Source organism: Novosphingobium sp. PP1Y (genome assembly GCF_000253255.1).
Lineage (GTDB): Bacteria > Pseudomonadota > Alphaproteobacteria > Sphingomonadales > Sphingomonadaceae > Novosphingobium.
On sequence record NC_015583.1, the window covers coordinates 324,047 to 346,992 of the forward strand.

The 22,946-nt window shown below is 63.8% G+C and carries 21 protein-coding genes; 10 read left to right on the forward strand and 11 right to left on the reverse strand.

The window, feature by feature from the left end:
• Nucleotides 1–5: 5 nt before the first annotated feature.
• The 5 genes from PP1Y_RS02455 to PP1Y_RS25165 are packed head-to-tail and all read left to right on the forward strand — an operon-like array spanning nucleotide 6 to nucleotide 5,988.
• Nucleotides 6–635: a nuclear transport factor 2 family protein gene (locus PP1Y_RS02455; RefSeq protein ID WP_041558244.1), complete on the forward strand. Its 630-nt coding sequence runs from the start codon at nucleotides 6–8 to the stop codon at nucleotides 633–635.
• Nucleotides 632–2,404 (forward strand): FAD-binding protein, encoded by a 1,773-nt coding sequence (locus PP1Y_RS02460; RefSeq protein WP_148274791.1) that lies wholly within the window; start codon nucleotides 632–634, stop codon nucleotides 2,402–2,404. The genes PP1Y_RS02455 and PP1Y_RS02460 overlap by 4 nt, the downstream gene beginning before the upstream one ends.
• Entirely contained in the window at nucleotides 2,401–4,041 is a 1,641-nt protein-coding gene (locus tag PP1Y_RS02465; RefSeq protein ID WP_013836528.1) for a choline dehydrogenase, read from the forward strand. Before PP1Y_RS02460 ends, PP1Y_RS02465 begins: the two co-directional genes overlap by 4 nt.
• The gene (locus tag PP1Y_RS02470) at nucleotides 4,038–5,135 is read left to right on the forward strand and encodes a zinc-binding dehydrogenase (protein WP_013836529.1); all 1,098 of its coding nucleotides are present in this window, start codon (nucleotides 4,038–4,040) and stop codon (nucleotides 5,133–5,135) included. The genes PP1Y_RS02465 and PP1Y_RS02470 overlap by 4 nt, the downstream gene beginning before the upstream one ends.
• Before the next feature lie 28 nt (nucleotides 5,136–5,163).
• Nucleotides 5,164–5,988: a nuclear transport factor 2 family protein gene (locus PP1Y_RS25165; RefSeq protein WP_232512312.1), complete on the forward strand. Its 825-nt coding sequence runs from the start codon at nucleotides 5,164–5,166 to the stop codon at nucleotides 5,986–5,988.
• A gap of 7 nt (nucleotides 5,989–5,995) precedes the next feature.
• Here PP1Y_RS25165 and PP1Y_RS02485 read toward each other — a convergent pair whose 3' ends face one another.
• The 8 genes from PP1Y_RS02485 to PP1Y_RS02520 all read right to left on the reverse strand — a co-directional run bounded on the left by PP1Y_RS02485 (nucleotide 5,996) and on the right by PP1Y_RS02520 (nucleotide 14,814).
• The gene (locus PP1Y_RS02485) at nucleotides 5,996–6,793 is read right to left on the reverse strand and encodes an SDR family NAD(P)-dependent oxidoreductase (protein ID WP_013836531.1); all 798 of its coding nucleotides are present in this window, start codon (nucleotides 6,791–6,793) and stop codon (nucleotides 5,996–5,998) included.
• Between the two features lie 28 nt (nucleotides 6,794–6,821).
• Nucleotides 6,822–7,379 (reverse strand): carboxymuconolactone decarboxylase family protein, encoded by a 558-nt coding sequence (locus PP1Y_RS02490; RefSeq protein WP_013836532.1) that lies wholly within the window; start codon nucleotides 7,377–7,379, stop codon nucleotides 6,822–6,824.
• 22 nt (nucleotides 7,380–7,401) lie between these two features.
• Complete coding sequence (locus PP1Y_RS02495) at nucleotides 7,402–8,619, reverse strand: MFS transporter (RefSeq protein ID WP_013836533.1); 1,218 nt, start codon at nucleotides 8,617–8,619, stop codon at nucleotides 7,402–7,404.
• Between the two features lie 16 nt (nucleotides 8,620–8,635).
• Entirely contained in the window at nucleotides 8,636–9,109 is a 474-nt protein-coding gene (locus PP1Y_RS02500) for a nuclear transport factor 2 family protein (RefSeq protein ID WP_013836534.1), read from the reverse strand.
• 3 nt (nucleotides 9,110–9,112) lie between these two features.
• Nucleotides 9,113–9,718 carry an EthD domain-containing protein gene (locus PP1Y_RS24550; RefSeq protein ID WP_013836535.1) on the reverse strand — a complete coding sequence of 202 codons (606 nt, stop codon included), beginning with the start codon at nucleotides 9,716–9,718 and terminating at the stop codon, nucleotides 9,113–9,115.
• Nucleotides 9,719–9,791: 73 nt separating this feature from the next.
• Nucleotides 9,792–12,362, reverse strand: coding sequence for a TonB-dependent receptor (locus tag PP1Y_RS02510; RefSeq protein WP_013836536.1), 2,571 nt, complete (start codon nucleotides 12,360–12,362; stop codon nucleotides 9,792–9,794).
• Between the two features lie 505 nt (nucleotides 12,363–12,867).
• The gene (locus tag PP1Y_RS02515) at nucleotides 12,868–13,635 is read right to left on the reverse strand and encodes an SDR family NAD(P)-dependent oxidoreductase (RefSeq protein ID WP_013836537.1); all 768 of its coding nucleotides are present in this window, start codon (nucleotides 13,633–13,635) and stop codon (nucleotides 12,868–12,870) included.
• A 99-nt stretch (nucleotides 13,636–13,734) separates the two neighbouring features.
• Nucleotides 13,735–14,814 (reverse strand): Rieske 2Fe-2S domain-containing protein, encoded by a 1,080-nt coding sequence (locus PP1Y_RS02520; RefSeq protein ID WP_013836538.1) that lies wholly within the window; start codon nucleotides 14,812–14,814, stop codon nucleotides 13,735–13,737.
• A gap of 123 nt (nucleotides 14,815–14,937) precedes the next feature.
• Here PP1Y_RS02520 and PP1Y_RS02525 point away from each other — a divergent pair, with 123 nt between their 5' ends.
• On the forward strand, nucleotides 14,938–15,813 hold the full coding sequence (locus PP1Y_RS02525) for a LysR family transcriptional regulator (protein WP_158511825.1): 876 nt from the start codon (nucleotides 14,938–14,940) through the stop codon (nucleotides 15,811–15,813).
• Here the strand turns inward: PP1Y_RS02525 and PP1Y_RS02530 are convergent.
• Nucleotides 15,783–16,301, reverse strand: coding sequence for a nuclear transport factor 2 family protein (locus PP1Y_RS02530; protein WP_041558249.1), 519 nt, complete (start codon nucleotides 16,299–16,301; stop codon nucleotides 15,783–15,785). The two genes, PP1Y_RS02525 and PP1Y_RS02530, sit on opposite strands and share 31 nt — an antisense overlap.
• A 227-nt stretch (nucleotides 16,302–16,528) precedes the next feature.
• On the opposite strand from PP1Y_RS02530, the gene PP1Y_RS02535 reads away from it, so the two are divergent.
• Nucleotides 16,529–17,710 (forward strand): sulfotransferase, encoded by a 1,182-nt coding sequence (locus PP1Y_RS02535; RefSeq protein WP_013836540.1) that lies wholly within the window; start codon nucleotides 16,529–16,531, stop codon nucleotides 17,708–17,710.
• A gap of 117 nt (nucleotides 17,711–17,827) precedes the next feature.
• Here PP1Y_RS02535 and PP1Y_RS02540 read toward each other — a convergent pair whose 3' ends face one another.
• Together PP1Y_RS02540 and PP1Y_RS02545 are read right to left on the reverse strand one after the other, a co-directional pair.
• Nucleotides 17,828–19,549, reverse strand: a complete 1,722-nt coding sequence (locus PP1Y_RS02540) for an FAD-binding protein (protein WP_013836541.1) — start codon at nucleotides 19,547–19,549, stop codon at nucleotides 17,828–17,830.
• Nucleotides 19,549–20,343, reverse strand: a complete 795-nt coding sequence (locus PP1Y_RS02545) for an SDR family NAD(P)-dependent oxidoreductase (RefSeq protein WP_041558251.1) — start codon at nucleotides 20,341–20,343, stop codon at nucleotides 19,549–19,551. Before PP1Y_RS02545 ends, PP1Y_RS02540 begins: the two co-directional genes overlap by 1 nt.
• 169 nt (nucleotides 20,344–20,512) lie before the next feature.
• Here PP1Y_RS02545 and PP1Y_RS02550 point away from each other — a divergent pair, with 169 nt between their 5' ends.
• The 3 genes from PP1Y_RS02550 (at nucleotide 20,513) to PP1Y_RS02560 (ending at nucleotide 22,945) form a co-directional block, all read left to right on the forward strand.
• Nucleotides 20,513–21,274 (forward strand): SDR family NAD(P)-dependent oxidoreductase, encoded by a 762-nt coding sequence (locus PP1Y_RS02550; protein ID WP_013836543.1) that lies wholly within the window; start codon nucleotides 20,513–20,515, stop codon nucleotides 21,272–21,274.
• 13 nt (nucleotides 21,275–21,287) lie between these two features.
• Nucleotides 21,288–22,001 (forward strand): EthD domain-containing protein, encoded by a 714-nt coding sequence (locus PP1Y_RS02555; RefSeq protein WP_013836544.1) that lies wholly within the window; start codon nucleotides 21,288–21,290, stop codon nucleotides 21,999–22,001.
• A 68-nt stretch (nucleotides 22,002–22,069) separates the two neighbouring features.
• Nucleotides 22,070–22,945 (forward strand): SDR family NAD(P)-dependent oxidoreductase, encoded by an 876-nt coding sequence (locus PP1Y_RS02560; protein WP_041558253.1) that lies wholly within the window; start codon nucleotides 22,070–22,072, stop codon nucleotides 22,943–22,945.
• Nucleotide 22,946: the final 1 nt, after the last annotated feature.

The following is a 22,946-nucleotide window of genomic DNA, read 5'->3' on the forward strand; positions in this document are numbered from 1 at the left end:
ATCGCGTGACCGCACGCACCATCGAAGCACGACTCGACCGGCTCGAATCTCTGGACGCGATTCGCCAGCTTCCCGCCAAGTATGCCCTCGCACTCGACATGCGCGACATGGACGCGATGGTCTCGCTGTTCCCCACCGATGTACGGGTCGGGCGCGAGACGAGCGGCCGTCTTGCCCTGCGCGAATACATGGACGGAACGCTACGCTCGCCCTTCACCGGAACGTCGCATCACATCGGCGGGCACATCATCGAGTTCGATGACGCCGACCACGCCCACGGCATCGTCTATTCCAAGAACGAGCACGAGACCGGCGACGAATGGGTCATCATGCAGATGATGTACGTCGACGACTACGTGCGTCAGGATGACCGCTGGTACTTCGCGCGACGCCTGCCGCTCTACTGGTACGCCACCGACCTCAACAGGCCGCCCATCGGCGACAGCAAGATGCGCTGGCCCGATACCGAATGGGCCGAGGGCAACTTTCACAAGCTGTTCCCCAGCTATGAGGAGTTCTGGGCGCGCTCGGGCGATCATGGCGGCCCGGTGGCCGAGCCAGCCCCACTCGACAAGTTCATCGAGACGATGCGGCGCGGCAAGGGCGCGCCCAAGGTCAAGGTCCGCGCGCAATGAACGTGCCGGCGGATTTCATGCCCCCCAGCCCGTGGGGTCTGCGGCCGGAAGCGTCCGTCCCTGAGGCCGGGCGCGATATCCGCGACTGGGGGCTGTCGATCGACGCGCCGCTGACGCTCGAAGATCCCGAAACGCACGACTGGGATGAAGCGGCGGACATGATCGTCGTCGGCCTTGGCGGCGCAGGCGTGGCAGCGGCGCTGGAAGGGTTGGAGCGCGGGCTCTCGGTCATTGCACTCGACCAATATGACGGCGGCGGATCGTCGGCGGCGAACGGCGGCGTCTTCTATGCGGGAGGCGGCACGCCGATCCAGCGCGAGGCAGGCATTTCCGACGATGCGCAGCGCATGGAAGACTACCTGCGCTACGAAGTGGGCGATGTCGTCTCGCCCGAGACCCTGCGCGACTTCTGCGAGCAGAGCGCCGGCACCGTCGAATGGTTGCAGCGCCACGGCGCACCGTTCGAGGCAAGCTATTGGCCGAAAAAGACCTCGTACCCGCCGCTCGACAAGTTCCTTTACCACCCCGACAGCAGCCTTGCCGGACCGTTCCGCGACCTGACCCCGCCCGCCGCGCGCGGTCACCGGACCGTGCGGCGCAATGGCGGCAAACCCTGGGGACTCGGCGCGGGCATCTGGGAACCGCTCAGGCAGGCAGCGCTGAACCGCGGTCTCGTAATCCACACCCAGACCGAAGCCCGCCAGCTTGCCCTCGACAGCAGCGGACGGGTGATCGGCGTGCGGGTCGAGCGTTTCATCGACCCCGCCATTCGCAAACGCTATTCGCGGCACATCGCCGCGGCGAACAAGTGGATAGCGATGCTTTCGCCCACGTTTCCCGGCGCACGGCTGACTTTCGCCATCGGCTACCGCCACCTCGCCAAGGCCAAGGCGCTTGCAGCCGCAGGCCGCACCAGTGCGTGGGTCCGCGCCCGCCGCGGCGTCGTACTGAGCGCGGGCGGCTTCATCTGCAACCCGGACATGGTCCGCCATTTCGCGCCCGACTATTCGGCCGGTCTGCCCAACGGCACCCTGGGAGACAATGGCAGCGGTATCATGCTGGGCGTCTCGGCCGGCGGGAAGACCGCGCTGATGGAGCGCGTCTCCGCGTGGCGCTTCCTGTCCCCGCCGCGCGCATGGGGACAGGCCCTGCTCGTCAACGGGAGGGGCGAGCGATATTGCAACGAGACATGGTACGGCGCGCGCATCGGCGATGAGATGGTCGAACGCAACGGCGGGCGCGGCTACATCATCATGGACCGCAAGCTGTTCCGCCAGTCGCTGCGCGATGCCTTCGGCGAAGGCGTGCTGGGCTTCCAGCGCGACATCACGCTCGTCAATGCCTTCTTCGCCGCGGAAAAGGGCCCCACGCCAGCGGCGCTTGCCGCGAAGTTGGGCTGCGATCCTGCCTTACTGGCGGCCAACATAGCGGCCTACAACCGCGCCGCACGCGGCGAGAAGCCCGACCGTTTCCACAAGTCACCTGACGAAATGGCCGTACTCGATAGGGGGCCCTACTATGCCATCGACGCCTCCGTCGACGCGCGCATGTTCCCCATTGCCTGCATGACCGTGGGCGGCCTCTCCGTCGACGAGAAGAGCGGCGCGGTCCGGAGGCGTGAGGGCGAGGACATCGTGCCCGGCCTCTACGCAGCGGGGCGCAACGCAGTGGGCATCTGCTCCAACCTCTACGTCAGCGGCCTCTCCTACGCCGACTGCATCTATTCGGGCCGCCGCGCCGCCCGGGCAATTTCAGAGTCGGGACAATGAGCGCGAATGCAACACAGTTCGATTACGTCATCGTCGGTGGAGGCGTTGCGGGCTGTGTCCTGGCGGCGCGCCTGTCGGAAGACCCGCGGGTAACGGTCCTTCTCGTCGAAGCGGGCGGACGCGATGGCAGCCCCCTGATCGCTGCGCCGGGCGGGCTGCTGCCGATCATGATGTCGGGCAGCCATGCTTGGAAATACATGTCCGCGCCGCAAGCGCATCTCGACGGGCGAGTGCTCTACCTGCCGCGCGGCAAAGTGCTGGGCGGCGGCTCCTCGATCAACGGCATGGCCTACGACCGGGGAATGCATTCGGACTACGATCGCTGGGCGCAGGCAGGCAATTCCGGCTGGTCCTTCGCCGAAGTGCTGCCCTATTTCCGCAGGTTGGAGACGTTCCATCCTGCAAACGACGCGTGGCACGGGCAGGATGGCCCCATCCACGTCACGCGCGGCGATCAGGACCACCCGTTCGCCAGGGCCTTCCTCGCAGCGGGCGCCGAGGCCGGCTACCATCGCAATCCCGACCTCAACGGCGCGAGGCGCGACGGCTTCGGCGCGGTCGACCTGACGGTCCACAAGGGCCGGCGATGCAGCGCCTCCAGCGCCTACCTGCGCCCCGCGATGAAGCGTGCGAACCTCACCGTCCTGACCAAGACGCAGACCCGCAAGGTCCTGATCGAGAATGGCTGCGCTACCGGCATCATGGTGCGCAGGAACGGACAGGACAGCACGATTGCCGCCCGCGCCGAAGTGATCCTTTCGGCAGGCGCGATCAATTCACCGCATCTCCTGATGCTGTCGGGCATCGGTCCTGCAGGGCATCTGGCTACGCATGGCCTCCCCGTCGTGCGTGACATGCCCGGCGTTGGACAGGACCTTCAGGACCACCTCGCCGCCCATGTGAAGCGCCGCTCGACGAAGCCGTGGTCGATGCTGCGCTACCTCAATCCGGTCTACGGCTCGCTGGCGATGGGACGCTACCTCCTGCTGCGCAGCGGCCCCCTTGCCTCGACCGGCATGTCCGTCGCCGCTTTCGTGAGATCCGACCCGGCGCTCGACGAACCCGACATCAAGATGCTGCTGGTCACGGCGCTGACGAGCAATAACGGCCGTACGCTCATGCCCAGTCACGGCTTCTACGCCCATATCAACGTCGCCCGGCCCGAGGCGCGCGGCTCCGTCACGCTGGCCAGCGCCGATGCGGACGCCGCCCCGGTCATCGACCAGAACTACCTCGGCACCGAAAACGACCGGCGCGTCATGCGCGAAGGCGTGAAGATCGCGCGCCGGATATTCGCCCAGAGTGCCTTCGATCCCATGCGGGGCGAGGAACTCGCCCCCGGCCGGCAGGTCCAGAGCGACGAGGAGATCGACGCCTTTGTCCGCGCCAGCGCCGAGGCGGACTACCATTCCGTCGGCACCGCCCGCATGGGCAGCGATCCGCGTGCGGTCGTCGACCCTGACCTCAAAGTCCACGGCATCGATCGCCTGCGCGTCGTCGATGCCTCGGTGATGCCGCACCTGCCCGGCGGCAATACCGCAATCCCGGTCGCCATGATCGCCGAGAAGGCAGCCGACATGATCCGCGGCATCGCGGCGCCCTCACCAGCCAAGCTTCCCGAGGAGCAAGCCCGATGAAGGTCGCAGCCATGGTCTGCCACTCTCCGAACCAGCCGCTCGTGCGCGAGGAACTGGATCTCGCCCCGCCCGGCGAGGACGAAGTGCTGATCGAGATCATGGCGAACGGTCTGTGTCACAGCGACCTGAGCCAACTCGAGGGCAAGGCCGCGCCTTATCCCTTCCCCGTGGTCGTCGGCCACGAAGGGGCAGGCATCGTGCGCGCGGTCGGCTCGGCCGTTACCAGCGTCGCGGTGGGCGATCACGCCATTGCCGTTGCCCTGGGGGAATGCGGAAGGTGTCGCAACTGTCTCTCCGGCAAGACCAACTTATGCGAGTTGTTCCTTGCCGAGATCGCCACGCAGGAGACCCGCTTCTCGCTGAACGGCAAGCCGGTCTGGGCCTATTCGGGCGTCGGCTCGCTGGCGCAATTCGTGGTGATGAAGGAGCGCAACGTCGCGAAAATCCGCAAGGATGTGCCTTTTCACCTCGCCTGCACGATCGGCTGTTCGGTCGCGACCGGCGTCGGCGCGGCGATCCACACGGCGCGCGTTGCCAAAGGCGACAGCGTCGCCGTCTTCGGTCTTGGCGGCATTGGCCTGAATGTCGTGCAGGGCGCGCGGCTGGCAGGGGCCTCGCGCATCATCGGCGTCGACATCAATCCCGAGCGCGAGGCGCAGGGGCAGCGTTTCGGCATGACCGACTTCGTCAATTCCAGGGAAACCGAACCCGTCACCGCGATCCGCGCCCTTACCGATGGCGGGGTCGACCATGCCTTCGAATGCGTCGGCCATGCCGGCCTCATGGAACAGGCGTTCGACTGCACCCGCGTCGGCTGGGGCTGCTGTACCGTGCTGGGCGTGCCGCCCGACGGCGAAGTGATGAGAGTCACGCCCTTTGCCCTGCAACTGGGCCGCACCGTCAAGGGCTCCTTCATGGGCAACGTAAAGGGCCGCAGCGAACTGCCGCACTTGCTCGATCACTATGCGGATGGGCAGCTCAACCTCGATGACCTCGTAACTCATCGCCTGCCGATGGAAAAAGTGAACGAAGGCTTCGCGCTGATGAAGTCAGGCGAGGCGATCAGGGTCGTGTGCAGCTTTCAGGACGATTGATCCGCCCGGCAAAAGAGGGAGAAGGACATTGACGATCAAGTACGTCGCGTTGCTCAAGCGCCGCGAAGGAATGTCGCATGAGGCTTTCGTCGCGTACTACGAAACCCGCCATGCCCCGCTGATCCTCTCCCTGCTGCCCGGCATACAGGACTACCGCCGAAACTACCTGCGAGGCGAAAGCGCCTTCGCTTCTCCCGGCGCCGCGCCGCCGGATTTCGACGTCATGACCGAAATCGCCCTCGCCGACCGCACCGCCTGCGACCGGTTCCTGGCCCGCTCGGCTGAACCCGACATCGCCCGAAAGATCGCCGAGGATGAGGAAAACCTGTTCGACCGGGACTGCACCCGCATGTACCTCGTCGACGAACGCGCCTCGCCGCTGCCTTCAGCGGCTGCCGATCCGGCGCTGCGCGCCCTCATCGACGAGCGGGCGATCATGCGCGGCCTGGCCCGCTTTGCCCGCGTACTCGACAGCAAGGACTGGAACGCGCTCGGCGATGTCTTCGCGCAGGACGTCGCGTTCGATTACGGCACCGGCGAAGAGCGCAAGGGGCTCGCCGCACTTCGCGACAACATGACCCGCTTTCTCGACAATTGCGGCCCCACCCAGCACCTGATCGGCAGCGTGACGGTAGACCTTGCCGGTGATCGCGCCGTCAGCCGCTCCTACGTGCAGGCCCGCCACCAGCGTGCTGGCGATGCGGCTGGTGCGGTGTTCGATTCGAACGGCGAATATATCGACTGCTGGGAGCGACGTCCGGAAGGCTGGCGCATCGTAAGGCGCGACGCGAACTGGCAGACGCACGCCGGCGATCCCGCGATCCTGTCGGCGGGATCGGGCGACCTGGGCTGATGCTGCCTTAGTCCTCCGGGCCGAGGTCCGGCACCCAGGGCACGCCGTTGATGTGGCCTCCGCCATCCACAAACAGCGTATTGCCGGTCAGGTAGCGCGCATCCTCGCTGGCAAGGAATACCATGACACCCCCGACGTCGGCCTCCGGATCGCCCATGCGACCCATCGGATTGGCGGCGGCAGTCGCGGCGGCGACTTGCGGCTGCATTTCCTCGAAGCGTCGATAGGATGCCGACTTTGCTGCCGGGCAGACGATGTTCACGCAGATCCCGTGGGCAGCCCACTCCCGCGCTGCCGTGCGCGAATAGGCGCGCAGGGCCTCCTTGCCCGCGTTGTATTCCGCCGTGCCCATGTGGGCGTTGACGCCGTTGAGCGAGGCGACATTGATGATCCGCCCCCAGCCCTGCTTGCGCATGATTGGGAAGGCTGCCTCCATCGACCATTTCGCGGCATAGAGGCACATGTCCATGGCGCTGGCGAAAATGGCATCGGTCTTGGCCTCGATCCGCGCCTGCCCCTGCCCGCGATAGGCATTGTTGACGAGAATATCGATCTTGCCGAAACGCTCCACGCACCGCTCGACGGCGGCGAAGACTTGCGCCCTGTCGGTCACGTCGCAAGCGATGAATTCCGCCCCGGCACCCATCTCGCGCAGTTCCGCAGCGACATGCCTGCCCCGCTCGGCATCGAAATCCACGACCAACACCGAGGCACCTTCGGCCGCCATGCGCCGCGCCGTGCCGTGACCGATACCGTCAGCCGCGCCCGTGACGAGAGCGACGCGCCCATTCAGCCTGCCTTCCATCAATCCAACCTTCCCTTGAAACCTGTCCTCAATCGGCCGATGCGAAAGGCATGCAGATGCTGTCGAAGCCCAGCACATGGGCAATCCTGCCAAGCCCGATCCAGGCGGCAACGCAGTGCGAAAGGTCGACGATTTCGGCATCGCTGAACAGCGCATGTGCGCGGGTCCAATACTCTTCGTCTTGGGCGAGGACCTTCGGCTCTTGGGCGAAACGTTCGGCGAACTCGATCGCTAGGCGCTCGCGGTCGGAGAACACCTTCGCCTCGCGCCAGCTCTCCACCTCTGCGTAGAATGCCTCATCCGGCGCCGGTCCATTGTCGATCACGAGATGGTCCGCGCGCTGCCCGGTCGCGGCGAACATCGCGCTCGCATCGCGCGCAGCGCGAAATTGCTGGCAGATGATGCACCCGTTGATCTGGGCGATACGTGAACGCCCGCCCTCGAACTCACGCAAAGTCAGGATGGAATCGCGATAGACCGCCTTGGAGAAGGCGTCCGCTGCCGCCATGATGGTACGGGCATGGTTCCTTGCGGCGAAACCATAAGGATCGTGTCCCTGATCTGCTGGAATTGCGATGCGGATCATGAATATCCTCCTCGGTGAGCCATCAGGCCGGCTCGGCCACGGCCAAAGGACGGCCGCTGGCGAGCGAAAAGGCGAAGAACAGCATCGAGACCGCGAATGACGCGGCAATCAGCATTCCCGCAACCGGCGCATAACCGCCCGCCACGTCATGCAAGACGCCCGAAAGCGGCGGCAGGGCGAAAGTAAATGGCAGATTCGCGATGGCATAGAGGCCGATCACCCGGTGCAAGGCCGCAAGACCGAAGACCTGCCCCGCAAGGACATTGACGGCCGGGAACACCCCCGCGCCCCCCGCTCCGATCAGAAGGACGACGGAGACCATGACCGGAAGGTCGGACGTCGCCAGCAGCGCGCTCCATCCCAGGGCGGTGAGCACGCCGATCAGTGCCAGCGTGCGCGCCGCGCCCAGCCATCCGCAGAGCATGCCGACCACCAGCGAACCAGCCACGCTGGCCCCGCCAGTGAATGTAACAAGAAGCGCCGCATGCTGATCGGAAAGCCCGCGCTCCACACCGAAAGCGACGAGGTGCGTCATGCCGGTGATGCCAACGGACGTCAGCGTTCCCGCACCGCAGACAAGCACCCAGAAGGCCGGGCGCCTGAAGATCGTGCGCATCGCCAGCGCAGGTGTATCGTCATGCCCGAGCCCACTGACACCGGCCAGTGGCTCACCAATCCCGAGGGCCAGAGGCAGCAGGAGGAGATGAAGTCCCGCCAGCAGGAAATAGAAGGAACTCAATCCCAGCGCAGCGATAACCGGCGTTCCGGCGACCGGCAGAAGCGCCACGAGCACGGGCATGCTCACGAATCCGAGCGCAGGCCCCGGGTTCGGCTGAAACCAGCGGCTTGCCAGCATTGCCGAGGAGAACGGAACGAAAGCGAGACCCAGACCGATCGGCAGAGCATAGGCGAACAGGACCAGACCCATGCCCGCCTCGCCCAGCAGCGGTGCGAGGCCCAGAACCAGATAGCCGAGCCCGGATAGGATCACGCCCGCAAGGATTGCCACGCGCAGCCCGAAACGGCCGATGACACCTGCGGCCAGAGGCGCGCCCACGCCCATGACGAGGACGGCGAGCGCCAGCCCGAACGTCGCCATGCCGCGCCCGACTCCGAAATGCGCCTGCACCGGCAGCACGGTGATGCCGAAAGCTCCGAAAGCAGCGCCAACGACGACATTCTGGCAAAGGAAGCCGCGCAGCGCCATTGCCCTGCGCGTGCCCGTGGTTATTCCGTCCATGCGTTTTCCTGCTCCATCAGATTCTATCCGGGACGTCATCGATTGTCGGGATTGCAGGCATCTGCGGCACGTTGTGCGCGTAGCCCATTTCCTCGTATCGCTCGGCGATCCTCCAGCCCTTTTCAGTGCGTACGAGCTTGTCGCGGTACCAGAGGCCAATGAAGAACACCTGCTCGGCGCCGTCGTCCTTGCGATAGACCATCGGGTTGAACAGGATCGTCCGGCTCGTTGCACGGTCGCCGTCGAGGTCCAGCCTGGTGGTGGCAACCATGTGCTGGAACAGCGGAAAGCGTTCCATCGCCAGCGGCAGCCACGCCTTGATTTGCGCCAGCGTGCCGCGCGCGCCGCCGGTCTCGCGATAGTCTATCACAGCGTCGGACGTGAAGACCTCGTCCAGTGCGTCCCAGTCGCGCTCGTCGATCGCGAAGCTGTAGCGGGCTAGCAGGTCCTGAATCTCGAGGCGGTCCGAAATTTCCTGAAGCGGCAGCATCTCCTAGCTCCTTCTCGTGCCGAGCAGTTCGGTCACCGCGGTTCCACAGCGCCGAACCAGCAGAGCCGTGACCGCAAGGCCCGACAGATCGGGAAGCGCGCTCGGCTCACCCGGAAGCCAGATCACCGCGGACGCGGGGAACTGGGTGCCGGTGTCGACCAGATCCACCGAGACACCCTCGGAGTGTTCTGCCAGTTCCCGCACTTGTTCAATTACTTGCGCATGAATATCCGCGCTGGCCCGCGTTCCCGTGACCAGCAGGGCCGAGCGCAGGCCGAGGGCATCTGCCCTGGCACCCGGCGACAGCACGATTTCCTCGACGCGCGCTGGAACGACCTTCGTGCGGTCCATGAATTGTTCCTCATCGGCGCGCATGGTCTCACCGACCGTTCCTGCCAGCAGGGCGGCCGTGCCCGCCATGTCGTCATTCCAGAATTCGCTTATCGTGTCCCATCCGAAGTCCGGCGCATCGATCAGGTGATTGCGCACGTAGCCTGAAAACGGGAACAGCCCGGCTGCGAGCGGAGCGTGTTTCTCTTCGTAGTAGCTCTGGAATTGTCCGCGTGTGGTCCCCGGCTTTCGGGCAAGGGCGCAGAGGCTTTTGATCATGTACAAATTGGCCACTTCGGCAAAGGAAACTGGCCCCGGCTCCTTGTACAGAGCCGGGGCATCAAATGGGGGATCAGCCGCCGCCGAAGGTGTACTTCAGGCGCAGGCCGTACATGCGCGGCTCGCCATAGAGCGTCGACCAATAAAGCAGCGCGCCCTGCTGATAGACGTCGGTATTGGAGATCCGGTAGCTCTTGTCGACAAGGTTGGTGCCGAAGACGCCCACGTCGAGACCGCTGCCATAGACATTCTTCCAGTCGAGCGACATGTTAAGCAGGCCGAACGGCTCAAGGTAGGCGCCGGGTTGCTGCGAGGGCAAGTTGATCGCCTCGGTGAACTGACGCGAAGTGTGCGAATAGTTCGCGAAGAAGGAAAGGGTGCCGGCGTTTCCACCCAGCGGCTGTTCGGCCGCGACATGGAAGCTCCAGATATAGGGCGAGACATACTGGAAATCGAGGCACGAGGAATCCGCGATGCCTCCTGGAGCGATGACGCCGTTGCAGGCGACGGCGCCGGTAGCGGTCTGATACTCGTACTTCTTGTACTTCGCGTCGGTATAGCTGAAGTTACCGCCGATCTCGATGCCGGGAAACGGACGCATCATCGCTTCGACTTCCACGCCGTTGATCCGGGCATCCGCGTTAAGCGTGCGCGCACCGCTGACATTGGTCCTCGGGTTATAGTCTCCCGTCGCACGCTGGATGCCCTTGTATTGGGTATGATAGCCAGTGACGTTCAGACGGAAAGGCACGGTACCCAGATGGAAGTCCGACTTGAAGCCGGCCTCATAGGTGGTGACCTTTTCCGGATCGAATGTCCGGGTATCCGGATCGCCGTTTTCTCCAAAATAGACGGCATAGGTATTGAAGCCACCCGCCTTGTAACCATGGCTGACCTTGCCGTAGATCATCACGCCGGAGGTCACCTTGTAGTCCAGACCCACCAGCCATGAGGGCGAACTGGTCTTTTTCGAACCATCGAAGCGGCAGTCCTGCAAAGCCGTTTCGAGCGGCACGACAAGCGAGGTATCCCTGCCGCAGATAACCATGCCGGCAGGAAGCGAGGCATCGAAGTTGTACTGCGTGGCGAAGCCCGAGACGTGATCCCAGGTCTGACGATAACCGCCGGTCAGGCGAAGGCCATCGAGCGATGGAGACACAGCGCCGAAGTCAAGGGTGGCCTGCCCATAGAGCGCCTTGGAAACCGTGCTGTTACCGTACTCGGAGTGATTTGCCGTGCAGAAGCCGGTGTATAGCGCGGGGCAGTATACCACCGAATTGGTAGACTGCCTGCCATCCGGCTTCTGGTTGAAATAAAATCCGCCGATGGTCCAGTTCAACTTGCCGTCGAGCATGTTGCCCTGAAGCTGCAGTTCCTCGGTCCAGGTCCGGAAATTGTCGCGCGGCGTTTCACGGTCCAGAGTCGCATTGATGTAGGTCAGCGGGAATGTCGTTCCCGGCAGAGTGACGACGCCAGGCGCGGGCAGCACGCCCGGATCGTTGTCGTGCTGCTGCAGCACAGTCGCGTCGCCATCGTAGCGATAGCCGACCTTCATTTTCTGGTAGCTGACGATATTGCGCAGGGTAATTTCGTCGCTCAGATCAATGTCGGTTGTGTTCGATGCCCCCCAGGTCTTGGTCTTGGAGAAGGTGTCGATAGAGAAAGCCGTCTGACGCGTGCCTAGGGCATCAGCCTGCGCCGTTGCGGCGCGATACACGTCACAGGGCACGCCGATCGGGCTCAGGGGATTCGGCGGATCAGAGCAGAAGCCCACCGCCTGCAGGCCAGCGATATTGAAACCACGATGAATCAGGCCAGCGCCATTGTTGTCCGAATTCGAACCGAAGATCATCGTGTAGTTGCGGATCGCGTCGGTCGGCTTCGCAAGAATGCCGATACGGCCCGAATACCAATGCTCGTTGTCGCGATCCTTGTTCCAGACCACATCGCGCGTGTAGCCGTCGCGGTCGTGATAGGCGCCGACCACGCGGACGGACAGCTTGTCCTCGACGACCGGCAGGTTGACCGCGCCTTCGACATTGCGGCGCTTGTAGTTGCCCAGTTCGCCCTTGATCCAGCCGCCCAGTTCATCGGTGGGCTTCTTGGGGACGAGCAGCACGGCGCCGCCCGTGGTGTTACGTCCGAACAGGGTGCCCTGCGGACCGGCGAGGACCTGCATGTTCTCAAGGTCGACGAAGTTGCCCGGACCGCCCTGCTGGCTGAGCGTGATGCCCGAAGCCAGCGGCACTTCATTCAGGTATACGACCACGCCCGGCGATGCCTGGAACGTCGCGCCCTGCCCGCGAATGGTGAAGGAGTTGGAATCGCGCGAACCCTGACCATTCGGGCCGACGACGAGCGAGGGAACGGTGGCCTGAAGGTCCTGCTCCTTGGTGATGCTCTGCTGCTCGAGCCGCTGCGGAGAAAGGGCCGTGATCGAGATCGGAACGTCCTGCCCGCGCTCCTCGCGGCGGTTTGCGGTAACGATGATCTCGCCAATGCCGCGATCCGCTTCATTTGCACCCTGCGGCGCATCCTGTGCCCAGGCCTGTCCCGGTACGAGAATGGCTCCCCATGCCACCCCGGCAAGCATTGCGCTGCTCATCCGGCGACTAAGGACACCAACGCAGCTGAGATCATGCATTCCGACTCTCCCTCTCTGAATACTTCAGCAGACCGCCTGCTTCGTCGGCATGCCGGTCGTTGGAAAAGAGATGGAAAGCGCTCCGTTTTTCGCGGCGGCAGAGCCCTTATTCAGGCAACCGCTTCGGCCCCTGTCACGCAAGGACAGGCTCCCCGAAATTCAGGCTTCCGCAGTACATTCTCTCCCGCCGCCGGTTATCCGGACTGCATGATGATTCGTTTATCACCTACGCAAACTTGTATCAATAGCAACTTTAGGGACGTATTTGCGTAGACTCTGAACAGTGCTTGGACGAACTCTTGCAGGGATGGTCGCGTGAAGGGATTGCCGGGGCGTGCGGCAGCGACAGTTCACCAGACAGGACCGGACGGCAAACTGCGCTTCTCGAAACCGATTTTCTGATTACATTTCAATGGAATGACGCGCGGCGTCCGACGGCGGAGTCGCGCCTTTTTCACCCCGGCGATATCCGCCTGTCAAATCGGCCGAACGCCCGATCGTGCGGTCAGACGCCGAAACCGCCCGAGACCGAGATGGACTGGCCGGTCGTATATGCGCCCTCGTTCGATGCAAAATAGACACAGGCGTGACCGATCTCTTCAGCCGTGCCCCAACGTTTCAGGCACAACAGCTTGTGTGTCTCGTTCACCCAAGCTTCGTCGAACTGGCCTTGCCGCGTCAATTCATGAAGCTGACCGGCATCGATCACGCCCACCAACACGGAGTTGGCGCGAATGTTGTGGCGCCCTTCTTCCTTGGCGATGCCCTTCACCAGTTGCTCGTTAGATGCCTTGACCGCAACGGACATGCCGTCGCGTGCAGGCCACCAGTCATGGCCAGCCGATCCCAGCGTGACGAAGCTGCCGCCACCCTGCTCGCGCATGTGCGGAATTGCCGCTTGGGCGGCAGTGAAGAAGCCATGGACCTCAACTTCGAAAGCATGGCGCCATTCCGCAAGCGGCGTTTCAGCAAGGTAGCGCTGGTTCACGAGCGGTCCGGCCCCCCACACGACGGTGTGGACCCGGCCATGCTCGGCAACCGCCGCCTCGAGTGCGGCGCACACTTGCCCAGGGTCTGTCACGTCGGCAGCGTGGACGCTCGCCGCGCGGCCCTGCGCGCGGGCATGATCGGCCACTTCATCGGCCACATCGCGCTTCGAACGGTAGACGACCGCGATGTCGCTGCCGCTCTCGGCAAAAGTGCGTGCAACGCCTCGTCCGATACCACCACTGCCGCCAAACAGCAGAGCGCACCCCTTCGGAAATGTGGCCATGTCTCTTCTCCCGTAGAATTCAGTCTTGTTATCAGGTCATCCTGAACGCGATGCGGCCCACCCCGAAAGGGGCGGGCCGCATCGCGTCATTCACGCCGGTCAGGCGGCCTTGTTGCCAGGCCGCTTGTCGAGCGTGACGACGACGCCGTTCACCCGCTTCTGCATTTCCCTGGCCTTCTCGCGCGAATTGAAGAACTGCTTGTACCAGGCGCGAACCTTGCCATAGGGGCCGTCATTCGGGATCGCTAACGGGTTGAGGCACGCACGCTTGTTAGCCCAGATCTCCACATCCTGCGCGAAAGCGAGGCGGCTTCCTTCCTGATATTCAAAGGCAATGGTCCGGTCTGCGTCAGTGGTTTCGCGCGAACCATCATGCACTTTGACCATCAGTGCGTGCCACGAGCGGGTCTTGCCGTCCTCGATCGGCGTATTCGCGATCATGATGAAGCTGTCGAACGCACCGGCCATTTCCGACTGGAGGAAACCGGGGCCTTCATACCAGGTGTCGAGAACGAGTTGATCCTCGTCCGCCGCCGTCAGCGTGCGGTGACCGGCGCTGTAGTATTGGTGGACGATGTGGCCCTTGAACTCGTTGGCAAAATACTGCCAGTCCTTGGCGCCGTGGATCGGAATGAAATGCCCGAAATCGGCCATGTTGTCGACGATCTCGATACCGTGAACTTCAAGGTCGCCCATGTAGTCGACCTTCCACTCGACCCAGCCTGGCTCGTCGTAGTGGCCGCCGAAGTCAGGCAGATCGACGTCGGGCTCAAGCGCTTCGGGATCGTGCCACATCCACAGGATGCCAGCCCGTTCGACGACCGGATAAGTGCGCAGCTTCGCGGCCTTGGGGATGAAATCCGAATAAGGAATGTGCTTGCACTGACCGTCGGCGCCGAAGGCCCAGCCGTGGAACGGGCAGCGGATCGCTTCCCCCTGCACGTGCTCGCCGTCGCGCACGATGTAGCTGGTGGTGTTCTTGGCAAGGTGCGCACCCATGTGCGGACAATAGGCGTCGACCACGTAAGGTTGTCCGGATTCGCCGCGATAAAGGACAAGATCCTTGCCGAAATAACGGATTGCGGCAGGAATCTTCGTCGCCTCCTTCGCCTCGCCGATCATGAACCAGCCGCGCGGGAAGTCGAACTCGCCAAGGCCGTATTCCTGGGTAGTTGCCATGTGCATCAACTCCTGAATCAGTGCTACTCGTTTGCAGCGCAATTGATGCCTGTTTACCGCGCATACCCCCTGCATGCGAAGGCTCTTTCCTATGCACATTGCTTGTGCAAATATGCACGGGCCATGCATTGGGATGATCTGCGCTACTATCTGGCCGCCGTCAGGGCCGGTTCCTATACCGCCGCCGGACGTCGGCTCGGGGTCAATCGCACGACCGTGGGCCGCCGGATCGAGGCGTTGGAGGAAGCCGTCGGCATACCGCTGTTCCACGAGACGCCGCTGGGCCACGAACCGACGCGCCAAGGCGCCCACCTGCTGGAGACGGCGGCAAGAATCGAGGCGGAAGTCGAGGCCTTGCAAGCCCGCATTGCTCCTTCCGTCCAACACGAAGGGCATGTCCGCATCGCCGGAAGCGGCGGCATCGTTGCCGAGTTCGCGGCCGAGCTGCTGGCCTTCCAGGAAGTGATGCCCCGCGTCTCGGTCGAACTGCTCGGCGAACTCGATCCGCTGGATGCGATCACTTACCGCCGTGCCGACCTCGGCCTGGCGATCATCCGCAAGCCGCCGCGCCGGATGGCTGGCATCGAGATCGCCACGATGTCGCAGGCGCGTTACGGACTGCGGGGCGGCAAACGCGCAAGGCAGCTTGGCTGGGGGCATGAACTCGACGCCGCGCAGCCCGGCCAGTGGATCACCGCGAACCCTTCCGGCGATGCCGCCGAGGCGCTTGGGCTAACGACGTTCAATTCCTGGCCGCAGATGAAGCAGGCCGTGCTCTCCGGATTCGGCACCGCGAAGCTGTGGTGTTTCGCGGCAGACGCCGAACCCATGCTCGAACGGCTGGACGAGCCCGATCCCCGCGACGATTATCCGCTATGGCTGATCCACCGCGCCAAGGCCCCGCCCAGTCCGGCGCTCAGCGGATTGATTGACTATCTGGGCAAGGCGCTTGCTGCGCGGCTTTGCGATCAGACGGCCAGCCGCGCCAGCAGCTCGTAGGTCCACGAGGGATCGTCTCTCCCGGATGTTCCGGCCGGCGCTTCACCGCCAAGCGCCCGCATCGCCGCTTCATCGACCGCGCGCATCTCGCCATGATCGAACACCAGCGAGCGATGCGTGAACTTCCAGGTACCGTCCCTGCGCTCGTAGCGGTCGAGGTAGCGGCCATGAACGATCAACTCACGCCGATCGGGCGGAAGGGTGCGATGATAGGCGCGAACATGGTGCTCGCCTTCGGCACGGTCACCCTCAACCGCAAACAGGCTGTTCGCGATGGTGTGGACGGTCAGTTCCCACTGCGCCATCGCTTCGGGCAGCCAGGCGACGAATTCATCCGGCCCGCCACGAAACATCGTCCCATGTTCATCAATCGCATCGTCGTGGTAAAGCGATCGCACGAGTGCGAAATCGCGCCGGTCGCACCCCCGGCAATAGCGCATCACGAGATCGCGGAGCGCGACCTGCGCGAGAATGTTTTCCTGATCCACAGTCTCTCTCCCATAGAACCATGCGATGCATATTTATATAATGTCTACGCATATTACTATTTAAGAAGACGCATAAGGCCTTTATGCGAAGTTATGTAAGGTGAAATTGATTGACCTTGGGTGTTCGCGTCTGCCATTCTCTGGCCTGCGAGCGCTCGAGTCCGCAAGACCGTCGGGCGAACGCCGCCCTCCGATGAAATGGAGGGCCTGGGAGAGAGATTGCAAGCATGACCAATACTATCAGCCCGACCAAGGCGCTGGACCGCGAAACCCTGCTACAAGCCGCCCGCGAGCGCACCGGCTTGGTCGATTTCGGTGACGGCTGGTTCCTCGAACCGATGGATCGGTACATTGCCGCCGCCAATGCGGAAGCCCGGCTGACCGAATCAGGGCTCGCCGCGCAGACCGAAGTCATCGTCAAGGGCCTCGCCAGCCGTCTCCGCATGGTCGAGGACATCAGGCAGCATCCGGAAATCCTCGAGGAAAAGGTCGAAGTCGCCGCCGTCATCCTTGGACTTCCGCGCACCGGCAGCACGATCTTCCACCGCCTGCTGTCGAGCGCACCGGGCATGACCGCGATCCGCTGGTACGAGGCGCAGAACTTTGCGCCCTTCCCTGGTGAGGAACGCGGCCACCCGGTCGAGCGACGCGCTTATGCGCAGGCCATGATCGACGGATGGCTGCAGGCTGCGCCGGAACTCGCCTCGATCCACCCGCTCGATCCCGATGCCCCGGACGAGGAAATCCTCATCCTTGGCCAGATGTTCGTCTCGACCATGGTTGAAGGGATGACCCACGTGCCGTCCTTCTCGCGGTGGCTGGACGACTATGACCAGTCGCACGGGCACGAGGATCTCAAGACCATCCTCAAGTACCTGCAATGGCAGGCACCGGAGCGGCGCGGCACGAAGTGGATCCTGAAGAGCCCCTCCAACCTGCCCTACGCGGAGCTGGCGGCAGAGGCCTTCCCGGACGCCTTGCTGGTGATGACCCACCGCGATCCGATCGACATCGTGCCGAGCTACGTCAGCATGGAGGCGGCGCTCTACAAGCTCTCGGCTACGCTGACAGACGAGGAAGTGGGCCGCTTCTGGTTCCCTCGCCTCGTCCAGTGGATGCGCCGCTTCGAGGAAGCGCGCATCAGAATCGGTGAGGACCGCTTCATCGACATCGACTACCGCCTGGTCCTGCGCAGCCCGCTCGAGCAGGCCCACCGCGTGCTGGAGCGCATCGGCGTTGCGGTGGACGAGAAAATGGAAGCCGCGCTTGCGGAGTTCATGGCCGGCAACAAGCGCGAACAGCGCCCGTCGCACGACTATTCGCTCGAGCGCTTCGGGATCGACGAAGCCGACGTGCGCCGTGAATTCGCAGCGTATCGCGCCCGTTATGTCGAAGGTGCAAAGGCCTGACCATGAACAGGAGAAAGGGCAGCGCCATAGATCGTGACGCTGCCCTGGCCCGAAACCGCCCCTGACCGGCACCTGCTCCGGTTCAGGGGCGTTCCCTTAAGCCCACATGCGGATAGATCAGTCGTTGGCGCCCGTCATGTCGCGCGCCGCGAGGTAACCGAAGGTCAGCCCCGGCCCAAGCGTGACGCCCGCGCCCGGATAGCTTTCGCCCATGGACGAGGCGGCATTGTTGCCGACCGCGTAGAGCCCCGCGATCGGCGCTCCGGCTTCATCGACCACTTGCGCCTTTGCATTGGTCGTGAGGCCGCCATTGGTGCCGATGTCTCCGGGATAAATCGGCATGGCATAGAATGGCGCCCTGGTAAGGGCACGCAGGCACGGGTTGGGCTGGTTGCGCGGATCGCCGTACATCTTGTCATAGGCCGGTTCGCCGCGATGGAAATCGGGGTCCTCGCCCTTGGGCGCATATTCGTTGAACCGCGCGACGGTAGCCGAGAGCCGGTCCGGATCAACGCCCATCTTCGCGGCAAGAGCCTCTATCGTGCGCGCCTTCTTCAGGATCTTCCTGACTCCCGCGCTCTGCATCCAGTCAGGCATGAGCGGCAGCAGCGGACCCATCGGGAACTGGTGGCGGTAGCGGAAATCGAAGACCATCCAGCTTGGCGAAGCATCGCCATGATCACGCTCGCGCGCGGCCATCTGCTGACCGACGACGTGGTACGAAGCCGCTTCGTTGAGGTACCTCTCGCCCTTCCGGTTGACCATGATGCAGCCCGGCAAGGCGCGCTCTATGGTGCAAAGCCGTCCGCGATCCTCGCCCGGCACATAGAAAACCGGAGCCGCCCAGGCGGACTGCAGGTTCATCGTGCCAGCGCCCACTTCAACGCCCGCGCGGATGGAATCGCCGGTATTGCTGGTCACCCCGCCCGAGTACTGCGCAGTCGGATAGAGCGGCGCATTCTGGTCGCGCATGTCCTGGTTCTTGTCGAACCCGCCTGCTGCCAGGACCACCCCCTTGCGCGCCCGAATACGCAGGAGCTTGCCGCCGCGCTCGACCACAACGCCGACGACGCGGCCATCCTCGCGCACGAGCTGCTTCATCGGCGTTTCCAGCCAGAGCGGCACGCCCTTCTCATTGAGCGCGACGCGCAGCGCTCCGGTGAGCGCATTGCCGAGCGTGAGACGACGATCCTTGCGACTGGTGAAGCGGAACGGCCAGTCGAACCAGTATTTCCCCATGTTCAGGGCAAGGCCCGCAATCCACCCCTTGGTGCGGTAGAGCAACTGGTGCGTCTCAGCGAAGGTCCACTGCAGATAACCGAAGAGGCTGGCCGCGGGGGACGGGAAACGCTGCGTCTTCACGTCCTTGCCCAGCTTCTTGCCGTCGAACGCCAGCGGCAGGTGAGTGCGGAAGCCCTGCGCCGAACCACCGGGATTTTCTGCGTGATAGTCTGGGTATGGCAGCGCCAGATATTGCACCCCGGTATGGGCGGTCAGCCAGCGCAGCATCGAGGCAGCGTTATCCACGTAGGCGCGGATATTCTCGTCCGGCACGTTGTCGGCGGAAAGCGCGCGCACGTACTTGAACGCATCGTCGAGGTTGTCCTCGAACCCGGCCGCCTTCGCCTGATCGCTGCCGGGAATCCATATCCCACCGCCTGAGGTGGACGAAGTGCCGCCCCATTCCGCCGCTTTCTCGATGATGAGCACTTCGGCGCGGTTGCTGGCAGCGACGAGGCCGCTCATCAATCCGCCCGCTCCCGAACCTACGACAAGAACATCGACTTCCTTGTCCCAGCCGGCAGCAGCCCTGGTCTTTTCGCTGGCTAATGAATGCATCACTGGTCCCTGACGAGGTGGAAGTGCGGGGTCTGCCGGGACGTGATCTGGGCATTGCGCGCGGCAAACCCATCATCGAAGGCGAGCGGCTGCGGGATGATCCAGTATTCGCCGCGTTCGATCGCATCCAAGACCAGGGGTGCGAATTCGTCGCCGGTCAAACCGTGCTCGTTGAGCATGGCGGTCAGCGTGTCGTGGAAGCCCTTGGCCTCTTCCGGCGGAGTTTCGCGGAAGATGCCCGACTTCACCGGGCCCGGCGCCAGCAGCGAGACCGCAATGGGCGCGCCGATCGCGGTCAGCTCGTGCAGCAGGCTCTCCGTCAGCGCAACGACAGCGAACTTCGTCGAGGTGTAGGGCGACATCAGCGGCGAGGGAAGGAAGCCGCCGATCGATGACGTATTCACGATCCGCGAGGGCGTTCCCGCCGCCAGCATGCGCGGCACGAACGTACGAAGGCCGTTAAGGACGCCATCGACATTGACGGCCCATGCCTTGTCCCAATCGCGCTTGGGAATGTCCCAGACCTGCCCTGTCACCAGGACGCCTGCGTTGTTGAACAGCAGATCGACTCCGCCGAACCTGTCCCATGCGGCATCGGCCAGCGCGTCGACAGAGGCAGGATCGGTCACGTCGGCCGCCACGGCAATCGCCTTGTCGCCAAGCGGTCCGGCAACGTCTGCCAGCACGTCCGCATCCCGGTCGGCAAGAACCACATTCATGCCGCGCCGAACCGCCTCGCGCGCCAGCCCCGCGCCGATTCCCCCGGCAGCACCGGTAATGACGGCCACGCTCATGCCGCGGCTCCGACAGCGCGGCTACTGATTTTTGCCATAATTCCTAACCTCTCCCAGTCATAATCAACGCATGTTAAGGCAGGTATTGCCATATAAGCGCTTCGATGCGTAACATACATTGAATTATTCTACGAACAAGACGGTCAGGAACCGTCCTCGGGGAGAGGTTATGAACGACATGAAAGGCAAGGTCGCGCTGATCACCGGTGCCGGCCAGGGCATAGGCCAGGGCATCGCCCTCGCCATGGCGGCGGCTGGTGCGGACGTGGTTCTCACCGGGCGTACACTATCCAAGGTGGAAGCAAGCGCAAGGCTCGTCGAAGAACGCGGTGTTCGTGCACTGGCGCTTTCCTGCGACGTCAAGAATGCCGAAGACCTGAGGGCCGTGGTCGATGCCGCGGTCGGGAAATTCGGCGGCATCGACGTGCTTGTCAACAATGCGCAGGAAGTCCCGTTGGGGATGCTCGACGACGTCACCGACGAGGCCTTCCTCAACGGTTTCACTTCCGGCCCGCTTGCCTCGCTGCGGCTGATGAAGCTCGTCAAGCCGAGTATGGTCGCGCGCGGCGGCGGCACGATCTTCAACTTTGCATCCTCTGCCGGAATCCGCTGGGACATGGCTTTCTACGGCGCCTATGGCGCGGTCAAGCAAGCCACCCGCGCCCTTACCCGCGCTGCCGCTTCCGAATGGGGCCGTGCCGGAATCCGCGTGCTCACCATCGCCCCGCACGCCGAATCGCCTGGCCTCAAGGGCTGGATCGAAAACAACCCGGACGAGGCCGAAGCCTTCTTCAAAACGATCCCGCTCGGCCGCATCGGCAAGCTGGAGGAAGACATCGGCCGCGCCGTCGTCGCCCTGTGCGGCCCGGACATGGGCTACCTGACCGGCGCCACTGTCCCGCTCGACGGCGGGCAGGCAAACTTCGACTGAAGGAGCAGCAGGGATGGAAAAGATCGTCTGCGCCCTCTGGGCTGCCGAAGGCGAACCCCGCACGGACTTCGCACAGCGCCTGCTTGAAACCCTCCCGGTAACGCTCAAGAAAGCGGGCGCCAGCGGCATCCGCCTGAACCTGCGCGACGAAGCCGTCGCACCGGCTGCCGGGCTGATCCAGCAATCGCAGGAACCGCAGCAGGATGCCCTGGTTCAGTTCTGGCTACCCTCTGCCAATGCACGGTTTCGAGGCGCCGTCGACAAGGTGCTGGCCGCGCATTCGGCGCGCTTCGCGTTGTGGCTGGTCTGCGAATCGACGATCATCCCCAATACCGCGCACCCACTGGCCGAAGGCCGCAGAACATGGGGCTGGAGCCAGGCGAGTTTCATCACCTTCCGACCCGACCTCACGCGAGAGGAGGCCATTGCCCATTGGCACGGCCATCACACGCGCGTGGCGATCGATGTCCAGGCTAACTTCGAATATGTCCAGAACATCGTCGTGCGCCCTTTGACCGAGGGCGCCCCGGCCTACGATGCCTTCGTCGAGGAATGCTTCTCGCCCGAGGCCATGACCGACAGTCCGGCGTTCTTCGACGCGGCAGGCGACGAGGAGAAGTTCAACCGGAACCTGAAGGACATGATGGATAGCTGCACGGCCTTCATCGACTTCGCGCGGGTCGACATCATCCCCACCAGCCAGTTCGATTTTCGCAGTCTCGATTGAGAACCCCGCCGCCGCGGCAAGCGATCATGCAGTCCGCGTCGGCGACACAGCACGAAAGGAATACCCCGATGTCTGATCGCAAGATTGCCCTGGTGACCGGCGCCAGCCGCGGCGCTGGCGCGGGCATTGCCCGTGGTTTCGGCGAGATGGGCTACAAGGTCTATGTCACCGGCCGCACCGTCACGCCGGGCAATGCCAAGGGCTGGGACGGCAGCGTCCTGCCCGGCACCGTCTCGGAGACGGCCGCGAAGATCAACGAATTGGGCGGCGAAGGCGTGCCGATCGTCTGCGACCATGCCGACGACGCGCAAGTCGCCCGCCTGTTCGAGCAGATCGCCGACGAGAACGGCGGCAAGCTCGACGTCCTCGTAAACAATGCCGCATATATGCACCACCAGCTTATCGAGAAGATGCCCTTCTGGGAAAAGGATCTCGATGCCCAGAAGATTCTCGATGTCGGCCTGCGCAGCGCCTACGTCGCGAGTTGGCACGCCGCCCACCTGATGGTGCCGCGCGGATCGGGATGCATCGCCATGACCAGTTCCTTCGGCGCGACCTGCTACATGCATGGCCCTGCCTACGGCGCACAGAAGGCCGGCCTCGACAAGCTGGCGCACGACATGGAGCACGACTTTCGCGGTACCGGCGTGATCGCGGTTTCGCTCTGGCTCGGAATGCAACTGACCGAGCGCGCGCAAATCTCGGCCAAGACCCATCCCGAACAATACGAGCAGATGCTGGCCATGGCCGAGAACCCGGAATTCTCCGCCCATGTCATCGACGCCATCGACCGCGCGCCCAACCGTGACGACCTTTCCGGCCAGACCCTGATCGTCGCCGAAATCGCCAAGGAGCTCGGCATCTCCGACCGCGGCAATGAGCGCATTTCGCACCGAGAAATGCTGGGCAGCCCGCGCACGAAGAATCCTGCGGCGATCTATTGAT